We start from the raw sequence: 11,935 nt of genomic DNA on the forward strand, positions 1-11,935 counted from the left end.
GCCTAAAATCTAGCGGTTTTTCTCGAGTGACTTTCCTTTAGGCATTTTCACGGGATTGTCGAGAATAGCAAGGGCCGTCACGGCTTGATGAGGCCGCCCTGATAGTCGAGCTGGTAGACGACGCGACCGTCGACAAAGATGCGTTCGACACCGTGGAAACTGCCGCAGTCGCCAACCGACTGATCGACATATTCGCCGAGGGGATGCTGATAGCTGAAGCCGCCGAGGAAACGCTTCTCCTGGTAAGGGCGCTCAACGCCTGCTTGATCACCGTGCCGGCGCGTTCGCCGTCGAAGCGCTCCGGGTCCAGGATGCGGCCGTAGTAGTTCATCGCCCAGATCGGTGCTCCGTCTTTCCAGACGACTTCCTGGCCCAGAAAGTCTGTCCCGCCAAAATAGCTGTCGAGATAAGAAAAGGCACCGCGTTGATAGCTGATGTCATGTGCGCCGGTACGGGTGGGCGCAGCCGTCGAAGGCTGGCCGCTGACATAACTGACCGCCTTCGCTTCGACGATAAATCGCTCCAAAGCCATCACGCTTCCCTCCCGCGCCGGAACATAAAGGGAACGTAGGGGCTTTGTGCAGTCGATACAACCCTTGATATCCAAGGGTTGTAAGAGCTCCATCAATCTTATTGAGCTGCGGTCGATGCCGTCAGACGATCGGACAGTGCCTTCATCAGCGCATTGGAATCGTAGGGCTTCCGGACGACCGGGATCGAGAGCAATTCATCCGGAACGACTGACCGATCATCATAGCCTGTGGCGAAAACGAAGGGGATGCCGCGCCGCAGAAGTTCCTCGGCCACGGGGACCGAGGTGTCCCGTCCCAGATTGATGTCGAGGATGGCAATCGAGGGCGTGAAGGTCTTCAACCGGTTCAGGGCATCGGTGCTGGAACTTGCAGTGACGACATTGTCCATGCCGGCATCGGCGAGCATCATCTCCGCGTCCATGGCGATCAGCACCTGGTCCTCGACAAGGAGCACCGGCAGGCCGGCAAGGCTCGTCAGAGCGGCTTCCGGAGTGAGGTTTGCGGCGACTGTCGGCTCTACCGCCGCCGGTTCATCTTCCCAGGTCAGGAAGCGGCCGGGCAGGCGGAATTCGGCATTGAGGCCATCGGGGCGATAATCGAGATTGCTGGTTCCGCCGAGGTCGTAGGGAATGCTGCGCTCGATCAGCGCCGTGCCGAAGCCCTTGCGGCCAACCGGACCGACAACCGGGCCGCCGCTTTCGCGCCAGCGCAGGATGCAGTCGCCGTCATCGACCTCTTCCCAGGCGACATTCAATGCGCCGCCGTCGCGCGACAGGGCGCCGTATTTAGCGGCATTCGTGCAAAGTTCGTGAATGACGAGGGCCGCCACCGCATGGGCACGGGCATCAAGCGTCACTGGTGCGCCATGGATCTCGATGCTGCTTTGGCTCGCGCGGTAAGGCAGAAGCTCTGCTTCAAGAAGATCATGCAGCGTGCCGCCGCCACCGCCGCGGGTGAGCTGGTCATGGGCGTGGGAGAGAGCCTGAACGCGTCCGCGCAGCGAACCGATATAGGTGTCGATCGGGACCTCGTCCTGCGAGGGAGCCGCGATCAGAGACTTGATCACCGCGAGAATGTTCTTCACGCGGTGGTTCAGCTCTTCGTTCAGCATGCGCTGGCGAACGTCCGACTTGCTGCGTTCCTCCTGCATCAGCTCATTGTGGCGCAACACGATCTCGACGGTTGCCGAGCGAATGGCTTCCGCGATCTCGAAATCGGAATCCCGCCAGGGGGTTGCCTGGCGCTGAACCGTTTCCTTCCAGAGCGCGAAACTCTTGCGCGGCGTCAGTCGGTCACCGAGCGGACCCGTCTCATAGGTCTTTTCGGGATTGCCCGCCCAGTCAAGGGTCTGCAGACGTTCCTTGCGGAAGAAGAAGAGATAGTCCCGCGGCAGCTGCGACAGGGGCACCGCCATGACGCCGGATACGTCCTCGAAATAGGCAGAGGCGGGCGGATAGTCCTCAGAAAGTCGCTTGGTGGACCAGATGCGGCCGTCTGCAACGCTCGAAATGAAACGGATCAGCTCGTCTTCCGCGCCTTTCGGCGGCGTGCTGCCGATCGATGTCCAGCGACCGTTGATCCAGAGACCGACGCCGTCGCAGGCAAAAAGCGCCTGAAACTCGGGCAGGGCTGCCGTCAGAATGTCATCGAGATCGGTGTGCAGCGAGGCCGCCTGCAAGAAGCGATCGAGGGACCGGCGAGCTTCGTTGGCGACATCCAGCTTGCGCTTCTGTTTCAGCGCCAGAAGATGGAGCGAGAAGAACTCGCCGAACATTTCGGCAGCGATGCGCTCGGACATCGTCAGCGTCTTCGGTGCGTAATGATGGCAGGCGATCAGGCCCCAGAGTCGATTATCGAGGATCAGCGAGATGGACATGGAGGCAGAGACGCCCATGTTGCGCAGATACTCGCAGTGGATCGGAGAAACGCTGCGCAGATGGGCGAAAGAGAGGTCGAGGGGCGCCTCTCGCTCTTCGAGTTCCGGCTCAAGGTTCACACGCAGGCCGCGGGCATCCGAAATCACCCGGATTGGGTTTTGCATATAGAGGATGCGGGCCTGCTGCGGGATGTCGGTGGCCGGAAAATACTGGCCAAGGAAGCTTTCCAGATCCTCCCGCTTGGCTTCGCTTGCGACCCGGCCCGATCCGTCTTCCTCGAAGCGGTAGATCATCACGCGATCGTAGCCGAGCACGGTGCGCACGAGTTTGGCGGAGGCAGAGATCAGGAGGTCGACATCGTTGATGTCCTTGATCCGGCCAATCATCTCGCGCGCCAGCTGCAGGGGCTGGGTGCGGCGGAGCGATGGCTCGAATTCAATGATCGCGCCCTGCTTCTGACGATGCACGGCAACGTCGAAGTATTTCCCGTTCGGCAGCCGAAGATGCGCAATCACGGCCGCCCGATTGGCCTCGGGCGCTGCGGCAATGGCATTGCGAATATCGTGGATCACTTCGTCGCCGAGGAACTCGGTGACGTAGCTTCCCTGCACAATACCAGGAGCTCCCAGCATTTCGGGCGCATTGGCGGAGAAAAATCGGACGGTGGTTACAGCTTGGTCGCAGGCGAGGAGGCATCCATGGGGCTGGATGGAGCCTGGGATATGGATGGGTTCGCGATCACAATTGGTCAGATCAACGGACGGGGCGGTCTGCATTCAGGGCGCTTTCGAAGGCATTTCGGGCATAGTCGAAAGCGGTGTTCGCCCACCTCGCAGCGGCGCGGTCGTCGTATCCACCCACGTTCTCCATACGCTCCGAAAACGCGCGCCAATTCGAAAAGTTCCGTGCTTGCGAAAAAAGATGTTTCGCGCCGAAATCTCCCGAGAAACCAAGAGCTTCTGCGCGCTTTGCAAGCAGCCGTGCGCCAAGTGAAGAGCCCTCGAGCACATAGAGCAAGCCAACAATTCCGTCGCCATCCGGAGGCATGAATGGGCGTGCCACGGTGGGTTCGGGTGCCTCGAGGTCAGCGAGATCGGCCTTCAGTTCATCGCGCACCAGACCAGGTTGCCAGCCGGCGAAGCCCGGGGGCAGGGGGGCGCCTGACAGCCAGGCCTCGACCGGCAGACGGAAGGCAGCGATGCCGGAGAGGTAGCGCCGGTAGTCAGCAACGGTCGTGAAGCTGCCCACCAGCGCATCGAGTGCCGCATGGGCGCTTGCTGTCGCCTTCTTCAAGGCGGTGCGGCGGGGTGGGAGATCCATGGCGTTTCCTTTATCTGACGCCCTTATATAGTCCCTGCGTCCCCTGCCCAACAAGCAGGCTTCGTATCGCGATCAGGCGATGCGTTGTCCGTGGAGCCCTCGTTCGAGGCTTGGTCCATGTTTGCCCCCTGACCTACGTCAAACGACGTATACGGTTTTGCGCCGCAGCATCGGATAGTCCCCATCAGCAACGGTTAACACTCATTAACCGACCGGTTGCGACCAAGAAGAGGGGATCACAACAATGTCCATGAAGATGAAACTGACAGGCGCGCTGCTCGGCGCCATGCTGTCGACGACGGCCTTCCACGGCGCCTTCGCCCAGGAAGACACCATCAAGATCGGCGTTCTGCATTCGCTGTCCGGCACGATGGCGATCTCTGAAACGACGCTGAAAGACGCGATGCTGATGCTCGTCGAAGAGCAGAACAAGAAGGGCGGCGTTCTCGGCAAGAAGCTCGAAGCCGTCGTCGTCGACCCGGCCTCCGACTGGCCGCTGTTTGCCGAAAAGGCCCGCGAACTGATCGAGAAGGACAAGGTTGCGGCTGTCTTCGGTTGCTGGACCTCGTCCTCGCGCAAGTCCGTTCTGCCTGTTTTCGAAGAGCTGAACTCCATCCTCTTCTACCCGGTCCAGTACGAGGGTGAAGAATCCTCGCGCAACATCTTCTACACCGGTGCTGCTCCGAACCAGCAGGCCATCCCGGCCGTCGACTACCTCGCCGAAAACGAAGGCGTCGAGCGTTGGGTTCTCGCGGGTACCGACTACGTCTATCCGCAGACGACCAACAAGATCCTCAAGGCCTATCTGATGTCGAAGGGCGTTGCCGAAGAAGACATCATGATCAACTACACGCCGTTCGGTCATTCCGACTGGCAGACCATTGTCTCCGACATCAAGAAGTTCGGTTCGGCCGGCAAGAAGACCGCTGTCGTCTCGACCATCAACGGTGACGCCAACGTTCCCTTCTACAAGGAACTCGGCAACCAGGGCATCAAGGCCGAAGACATCCCGGTCGTCGCCTTCTCCGTCGGTGAAGAAGAACTCGCTGGCCTCGACACGGCCCCGCTCGTCGGTCACCTCGCGGCCTGGAACTACTTCCAGTCCGTCGACACCCCGGCCAATGCCGAATTCATCGAAACCTGGCACGCCTTCACCAAGAACGACAAGCGCGTAACCAACGACCCGATGGAAGCCGCCTATATCGGCTTCAATGCCTGGGTTAAGGCCGTCGAAGCCGCCGGTACGACCGACACCGATGCCGTTCTCGACTCGATCATCGGCGTTGCCGTTCCGAACCTGACTGGCGGTTACTCCACCGTCATGCCGAACCACCACATCACCAAGCCTGTTCTGATCGGCGAAATCCAGGCCGATGGCCAGTTCGAAGTCGTCCAGGAAACGCCTGCCGTCGTCGGTGACGAATGGTCGGATTACCTGCCCGACTCCAAGGACCTGATCGCCGATTGGCGCAAGCCGATGGAATGCGGCAACTTCAACGTTGCCACCGGCAAGTGCGGCGGCAAGGGCAGCTGATCCGCTTTCCTTCACCTCCCCCTCAAGGGGGAGGTCATCGCGTAGCGATGGGTGGGGCGATCTTGTCGTTGGTATCACCCCACCCCGAACCTTCGGTTCGACCCTCCCCCTCTAGGGGAGGGTGTTCGCGAACCGCCATAGCGGAACTACCCCTTCTCCCCCGTTTGCGGGGAGAAGGTGCCGGCAGGCGGATGAGGGGCTCAAGAGCCCTGCCGCCCCGCCAACCCGGGGACAACAGAATGCTTATTCGTTTCATCACACTCGCCTTTCTTTTCCTCTCCGTCGCTGCGCCGTTGATGGCGCAGAGCGACCCGCGCGCGCTCCTGAACGCGCTTGGAGACGCAAATTTCAAGCAGGCCGAAGTACTGATCGGACAGATCGCCGCCACCGGCGATCCCAGGATTGTGCCGGCGCTCGAAGCCTTTGCCGAGGGCGACCTCTATGCCCGCAAATCCGATGGCGCCGTCTTCATCACCAAGGCGGCCGGCAAGAACCTCGCGGCCATCGATCCGCTGACGGGCGAGACGGTAGGCGAAGAGCCGAAGGGCGCCTTCACCAAGATCAAGGTCAACAACAATCTCCGCCGCGCGATCCGCTCTGCGCTTGGCGGGCTGACGCTGCTCAGCCCGGACCGGAGCGTGCGGCTTGCTGCGGCGCAGGCGGTGCTTCAGTCGCCCAGTGCCGAAAATCTCGATCTCGTCGAGGCGGCACTTGCCACCGAGCAGGACTCGGAGGTCAAGGCGCGCATGGAAGAGGCTCGCGCCGTTTCGGTGCTTGCATCTGACCGGTCAGCGGATGAAAAGCGCGCGGCGATCGAAACCGTTGCCTCTTTGGGCGGCCGGGAAGCGGTCGGCATCCTGATGTCGGTATCATCGAGCATCGACGAGAGCCTGAGGCCCGATCTCGACTCGGCCATCGCCGGTCTGGAAAGCCAGCTGATGCTCTGGGATGCCGCCGAGAATGTCTGGTACGGCATTTCGCTCGGCTCCGTGCTGCTGCTTGCGGCCATCGGCCTTGCCATCACCTTCGGTGTCATGGGCATCATCAACATGGCGCATGGCGAGATGGTGATGATCGGGGCCTATTCCACCTTCGTGGTGCAGCAGATCATCCGCACCAGCTATCCCGGGTTGTTCGACTGGTCGCTGGCGATTGCGCTGCCCGTCGCCTTCCTGATGACGGCACTGATCGGCCTCGTGATCGAACGCGGCGTCATCCGTTTCCTCTACGGCCGGCCGCTTGAAACCCTGCTCGCGACCTGGGGTATTTCGCTCATCCTGCAGCAGACCGTGCGCACCATCTTCGGCCCGACCAACCAGGAAGTCGGCAATCCCTCCTGGATGTCCGGCTCCTTTGCGCTGGGTGGCATGACGATCACCTGGAACCGCATGTGGATCGTGCTCTTCTCGCTCACCATCTTCTTCGCATTGCTGGCGCTGATGAAACGCTCCGCCTTCGGCCTGCAGATGCGCGCGGTCACCCAGAACCGTCGCATGGCCTCGTCCATGGGCATTCGCACCCCCTGGGTCGATGCCTTCACCTTTGCGCTCGGCTCTGGCATTGCCGGCATCGCCGGGGTGGCGCTCAGCCAGATCGACAACGTCTCTCCGAACCTTGGCCAGTCCTACATCATCGACAGCTTCATGGTCGTGGTCTTCGGCGGTGTCGGCAATCTCTGGGGCACGCTGGTCGGCGCCTTGTCGCTCGGCATCCTCAACAAGTTCCTTGAACCCTCGGTTGGCGCTGTGCTCGGCAAGATCCTCGTGCTCGTGCTGATCATCCTCTTCATCCAGAAACGTCCGCGCGGGCTCTTCGCGCTCAAGGGAAGGGCGGTGGAAGCATGATTACCGGCTTCATCCTACGTGCACTCGAAGGCAAGATCCTGATTGCTGCCGGCATCCTCGTGGCTTTCGCAATGCTCATTCCGGCGCTCAACCTGCTGATGCCGCCGGACAGCCCGCTGCATGTGCCGACCTATATCATGTCGCTGCTCGGCAAATATCTCTGCTACGCGCTCCTGGCGCTCGCGCTCGATCTTATTTGGGGGTACTGCGGCATCCTCTCGCTCGGCCATGGCGCCTTCTTCGCGCTTGGCGGCTATGCGATGGGCATGTATCTGATGCGCCAGATCGGCTCTCGCGGCGTTTATGGTGACCCCATCCTGCCGGACTTCATGGTCTTCCTGAACTGGAAGGAGCTGCCCTGGTTCTGGCATGGGATGGACATGTTCCCGGTCGCCATGGCCATGGTGCTTTTCGTGCCCGGCCTGCTTGCCTTCGTCTTCGGCTGGTTTGCCTTCCGCTCCCGCGTCAACGGCGTCTATCTCTCGATCATTACCCAGGCGATGACCTATGCGCTGATGCTCGCCTTCTTCCGCAACGACATGGGCTTCGGCGGCAATAACGGCCTCACTGACTACAAGGAGATCGTCGGCTTCTCCGTCCAGGCGGATGGCACACGCGCCGTGCTCTTTGCGCTTTCGGCGATCTTCCTGGCGCTCTGCCTGGTGATTGCCTCCGGGATCACCCGCTCGAAATTCGGAAAGGTGCTGGTCGGCGTGCGCGACGCGGAAAGCCGCGTACGCTTCCTCGGGTACCGGGTGGAGAACATCAAGCTCTTCACCTTCGTCGTCTCGGCGATGATGGCCGGCATTGCCGGAGCGCTCTTCGTGCCGCAGGTCGGCATCATCAATCCGGGTGAATTTGCGCCGGCCAACTCCATCGAAGTTGTCGTCTGGACGGCGGTCGGCGGTCGCGGCACGCTGATCGGGCCGATCATCGGCGCCATCCTCGTCAATGTCGGCAAGAGCTACTTCACCGGCGCCTTCCCCGATCTCTGGCTCTTTGCGCTCGGCGCGCTGTTCATCTGCGTCACACTCTTCCTGCCCAAGGGGATCGTGGGCACGGTCCAGCAGTATCTGGCCCGGCGCAAGGAGTTCCGCGATGCCGCGGACAAGGATGCGGCCAATACCGACGTGAAACCCCAATCTGCCCCTGTGGCTGCGGAGTGATGCGATGAGCGACAAGACCACGTCCAGCCTGCTCTATCTCAACGGTGTCTCCGTTTCCTTCGATGGCTTCAAGGCGCTGAATTCGCTCTCCTTCATCGTCGAGCCCGGTGAACTTCGGGCGATCATCGGCCCGAACGGCGCCGGCAAGACGACGATGATGGACATCATCACCGGCAAGACCCGGCCCGACGAGGGCGAAGTCTTCTTCGACGGCGGCAAGGTGGATCTCACCAAGAAGGACGAGGCCGAGATTGCCCAGCTCGGGATCGGCCGCAAGTTCCAGAAGCCGACGGTGTTCGAAAGCCACACCGTCTGGGACAATCTGGAACTGGCGCTCAACCGCAAGCGCGGTGTGTTTGCGACGCTCTTTTATCGCCTGACGGCCGAGGACAAGGCACGCATCGAGGAGATCCTGGAAACGGTGCGGCTGACGCATCGCAAGGACGAGCTCGCCGCCAATCTTTCCCACGGCCAGAAGCAGTGGCTGGAGATCGGCATGCTGTTGGCCCAGGAACCGAAGCTTTTGCTCGTCGACGAGCCAGTGGCCGGCATGACCGATGCTGAGACGGCGGAGACGGCCATTCTGCTAAAAGAAATCGCCAAGACCCGTTCGGTGGTCGTCGTCGAACATGACATGGGCTTCATCCGCGATCTCGGGGTCAAGGTGACGTGTCTGGCGGAAGGATCCGTTCTCGCCGAGGGGTCGATCGATTTCGTCTCGAACGACCAGAAGGTCATCGAGAACTATCTGGGGCGGTGATGGGATGGAAGTCTTGCCGTGCACACCCCCCTCTGCCCTGCCGGGCATCTCCCCCACAAGGGGGAGAGCGGCGCGTCGTTGACCGCTCGCTTCCCTTCAAGCTCTCAGATTATCGCGGGGCTAGCAGGCTGGCTCCACTCTCCCCCCGTGTGGGGGAGATGTCACGCAGTGACAGAGGGGGGTAACCCCTTGCATCAACCGAGCGAGGAGCTCGCATCATGCTGACAGTCGAAAACGTCAATCTGCACTACGGCGCAGCCCAGGCCCTGCGGGGCGTCTCCATCAATGCCGAGATGGGCAAGATCACCTGTGTGCTCGGTCGTAACGGCGTCGGCAAATCGTCGCTGCTGCGTGCCATCACCGGCCAGCATGCGGTGTCGGCGGGGACGATCACCTTCAATGGCACCAAACTGAATGGCATGGCGCCGTTCAACCGGGCGCGGACGGGGGTCGGCTATGTGCCGCAAGGCCGCGAGATCTTTCCCTTGCTGACGGTCAAGGAAAACCTCGAGACCGGCTACGCGCCGCTCGACCGCAAGGATCGCTACATCCCCGACGACATCTTCAGCCTGTTTCCGGTCCTCGACACCATGCTGTCGCGGCGCGGGGGTGACCTCTCCGGCGGGCAGCAGCAGCAGCTGGCGATCGGGCGTGCCATGGTGACACGGCCGAAGATCCTGGTGCTGGACGAGCCGACCGAAGGCATCCAACCGTCGATCATCAAGGATATCGGCCGGGCCATCCGCTACTTGCGCGACACAACCGGCATGGCGATCCTGCTGGTCGAGCAGTATCTCGATTTCTGCCGGGAGCTCGCCGATCATGTCTACATCATGGACCGCGGGGAGATCGTCCATCAGGGGGCGGCCGAGACGCTCGATACGCCGGAGGCGCGTCGCCATCTGACCGTATGATTTTGCAAGACAGGGTTGATGATTTATTAGCGAAGTCGGGTTGATGCTGGGGCCACGCGTGATATTAGACGCGCATCTGCGAACAGAAGGCACATCCATGACGACCAGCACGGTAATCCCACTCGTGCGGGCACGCGGCGTATTGCGCGTGGTCGCGGGGCTTTTCCTCCTTGGCGCCTCCAGCGCGGCGGCGCAAGCCGCGGGTTGCGGCACGCCGATCGAACCCGGCCAATACAGCCTGACCTTCCAGTCGGGCGGCGTCGAACGGGAGGCGCTCTATGTCGTGCCGTCGAGCTATTCGGGCAAGAAGAAGGTTCCGCTGGTCCTCGACTTCCACGGCTCCAACAGCAATCCGAAGGTTCAGCTCGGCCGCAGCCACTGGAACGAGGTCGCCGAGCGCGAGGGCTTCGTCGTGATGGCGCTCGCCGGCAGCCTGAAAGGCGAGTTGCCGGGCACCCATGCCTGGTATGTGCCGGGTGTCACGACGGGAGAAGGCGCGGACGAGTCCGCTGCCATCCGCGCGGCGCTCGAGATCGCCAAGGAAAAGCTCTGCATCGACGCCACCAAGGTTTATGCGTCTGGCTATTCCGGCGGCGGGCGGATGCTGTCGCAGTATATCTGCAATGGCTTCGGTGACTTTGCCGCCGCCGGTTTCGTCATGGGCCTGCGCGCTGGCACACCGGTCGAGGAAAACGGTGTCTGGCAGCCACGCAGGGAAAGCTGCCAGCCGAGCCGGCCGGTCTCCATCATCGCCTTTTCGGGCAAGAAGGATCACGTCAACCCGTTCGAGGGGGGCGGCAAGGCTTATTGGCGCTATGGCGGCGAAGTGGCGCTCAATCGCTGGGCCGAGCTCAACGGCTGCGAAGGCCGGGCTTCGCTGGAAACGGGCGAGAACGCCGACGTCATGAGCTATGCCGGCTGCCGTGCGGGCACCAGCGTCGTCTCCTATGTGATTGCCAGCGCCGATCATGCCTGGCCGGCCCGGACCGTGCGCTTCCGCCTCGCCTCGAACGGCGACAAGGCGATCCGCGAGGTTGATGCCACCGACAGAATGTGGGAGTTCTTCAAGGCCTCGGGCGGCGAAATGATTGCGACGGTCGCGGTCGAGAATGCCTGCGGCGACAAACAGAAAACCGCCGCGATCAGCGACGGCGGGCAGGGGACACATTGCACGCCATCCAGCAAACCAGACAGCAACGTGCCCGCGGTGTCGGGCGACTTGTAACGAAGTCGCTCGGCGGGCGCACGCGCATCGCCGAGCTCTATCAGGAGGGGGCGGCCAAGATCCGCCTGCCCGAGAGTTTCACCAGTGAGCTCGAGGCGGTGACGATCAACACCGCCGGCGGCATTACCGGCGGGGACCAGTTCGACTGGAGTTTCCGCGCCGGTCCGGGCAGTTTTCTCACTGCCACGACCCAGGCCTGCGAAAAGATCTACAAGGCTTCCGCCGGTACGGGCGAGATCACCACCCGGATCGAAGTGGGTGAGGGGGCTCGCATGCACTGGCTGCCGCAGGAAAGCATTCTGTTCAACAATGCATCGCTGACCCGAAGGCTGGAGGTTGACCTCGCGGAGGACGCCGAATTCCTCGCCGTGGAAGCGATCCTGCTCGGGCGCAAAGCCATGGGCGAGGGGATGAATGCCGGCCTCGTGCGCGACCGCTGGCGGATCCGGCGGGGCGGACGCCTGTTGCATGCCGAAGAGCTGAAACTGGATGGCGACGTCGCCGGTCTAGTGGCGTCGCCGGCAGTGCTTGCCGGGCGCGTTGCATTCGCGACTCTCATTCTCGTCAGCCCGCGCGCCGAGGCGATGATCCGCCCAATTCGTGAGCATATCGCTGAAGAAATGGGCGGCGTAAGTCATTGGCAAGGCAAGGTTGTTGCCCGTATCGCGGCCCCTGACGGCTTTGCCTTGAGAAAAATCTTGATCCCGGTCATTTCGGCCTTGCGCGGGGGCGCGTCTGTGCCAAAAGTCTGGACTCTCTGAC

At 61.9% G+C, this 11,935-nt stretch carries 9 protein-coding genes and 1 pseudogene; 7 read left to right on the plus strand and 3 right to left on the minus strand.

Annotated elements, in window-relative coordinates; translation table 11 throughout:
- Positions 1-77: 77 nt before the first annotated feature.
- The 3 genes and pseudogenes from FAA86_RS02890 to FAA86_RS02900 form a co-directional block, all read right to left on the minus strand.
- A pseudogene (locus FAA86_RS02890) lies at positions 78-532 on the minus strand (DUF5680 domain-containing protein).
- Between the two features lie 98 nt (positions 533-630).
- Positions 631-3,186 (minus strand): HWE histidine kinase domain-containing protein, encoded by a 2,556-nt coding sequence (locus FAA86_RS02895; protein ID WP_136538257.1) that lies wholly within the window; start codon positions 3,184-3,186, stop codon positions 631-633.
- Complete coding sequence (locus FAA86_RS02900) at positions 3,164-3,730, minus strand: biliverdin-producing heme oxygenase (RefSeq protein ID WP_136538258.1); 567 nt, start codon at positions 3,728-3,730, stop codon at positions 3,164-3,166. Before FAA86_RS02900 ends, FAA86_RS02895 begins: the two co-directional genes overlap by 23 nt.
- A gap of 244 nt (positions 3,731-3,974) precedes the next feature.
- Here FAA86_RS02900 and urtA point away from each other — a divergent pair, with 244 nt between their 5' ends.
- The 7 genes from urtA (at position 3,975) to FAA86_RS02940 (ending at position 11,934) form a co-directional block, all read left to right on the plus strand.
- A complete protein-coding gene (gene urtA, locus FAA86_RS02905) occupies positions 3,975-5,264 on the plus strand; it encodes an urea ABC transporter substrate-binding protein (protein ID WP_136538259.1) in 1,290 nt (429 codons plus the stop codon).
- Between the two features lie 239 nt (positions 5,265-5,503).
- Entirely contained in the window at positions 5,504-7,108 is a 1,605-nt protein-coding gene (gene urtB / locus FAA86_RS02910) for an urea ABC transporter permease subunit UrtB (RefSeq protein WP_136538260.1), read from the plus strand.
- Positions 7,105-8,274, plus strand: coding sequence for an urea ABC transporter permease subunit UrtC (gene urtC / locus FAA86_RS02915; protein WP_136538261.1), 1,170 nt, complete (start codon positions 7,105-7,107; stop codon positions 8,272-8,274). Before urtB ends, urtC begins: the two co-directional genes overlap by 4 nt.
- 4 nt (positions 8,275-8,278) lie before the next feature.
- Positions 8,279-9,034 (plus strand): urea ABC transporter ATP-binding protein UrtD, encoded by a 756-nt coding sequence (gene urtD / locus FAA86_RS02920; RefSeq protein WP_136538262.1) that lies wholly within the window; start codon positions 8,279-8,281, stop codon positions 9,032-9,034.
- A gap of 218 nt (positions 9,035-9,252) precedes the next feature.
- Positions 9,253-9,948 (plus strand): urea ABC transporter ATP-binding subunit UrtE, encoded by a 696-nt coding sequence (urtE, locus tag FAA86_RS02930; protein WP_136538263.1) that lies wholly within the window; start codon positions 9,253-9,255, stop codon positions 9,946-9,948.
- Between the two features lie 97 nt (positions 9,949-10,045).
- Positions 10,046-11,173, plus strand: coding sequence for a CE1 family esterase (locus tag FAA86_RS02935; RefSeq protein ID WP_136538264.1), 1,128 nt, complete (start codon positions 10,046-10,048; stop codon positions 11,171-11,173).
- On the plus strand, positions 11,116-11,934 hold the full coding sequence (locus FAA86_RS02940; protein ID WP_136538265.1) for an urease accessory protein UreD: 819 nt from the start codon (positions 11,116-11,118) through the stop codon (positions 11,932-11,934). Before FAA86_RS02935 ends, FAA86_RS02940 begins: the two co-directional genes overlap by 58 nt.
- Position 11,935: the final 1 nt, after the last annotated feature.

This window comes from Rhizobium rosettiformans W3 (assembly GCF_004912135.1).
Classification (GTDB): Bacteria; Pseudomonadota; Alphaproteobacteria; order Rhizobiales; family Rhizobiaceae; genus Allorhizobium; species Allorhizobium rosettiformans.

Excerpts from the sequence above, each read along its gene's own strand:
- FAA86_RS02895 (WP_136538257.1), bottom strand. The coding sequence starts at position 3,186 with ATGCAGACCGCCCCGTCCGTTGATCTGACCAATTGTGATCGCGAACCC.
- FAA86_RS02900 (WP_136538258.1), bottom strand. The coding sequence starts at position 3,730 with ATGGATCTCCCACCCCGCCGCACCGCCTTGAAGAAGGCGACAGCAAGC.
- urtA (WP_136538259.1), top strand. The coding sequence starts at position 3,975 with ATGTCCATGAAGATGAAACTGACAGGCGCGCTGCTCGGCGCCATGCTG.
- urtB (WP_136538260.1), top strand. The coding sequence starts at position 5,504 with ATGCTTATTCGTTTCATCACACTCGCCTTTCTTTTCCTCTCCGTCGCT.
- urtC (WP_136538261.1), top strand. The coding sequence starts at position 7,105 with ATGATTACCGGCTTCATCCTACGTGCACTCGAAGGCAAGATCCTGATT.
- urtD (WP_136538262.1), top strand. The coding sequence starts at position 8,279 with ATGAGCGACAAGACCACGTCCAGCCTGCTCTATCTCAACGGTGTCTCC.
- urtE (WP_136538263.1), top strand. The coding sequence starts at position 9,253 with ATGCTGACAGTCGAAAACGTCAATCTGCACTACGGCGCAGCCCAGGCC.
- FAA86_RS02935 (WP_136538264.1), top strand. The coding sequence starts at position 10,046 with ATGACGACCAGCACGGTAATCCCACTCGTGCGGGCACGCGGCGTATTG.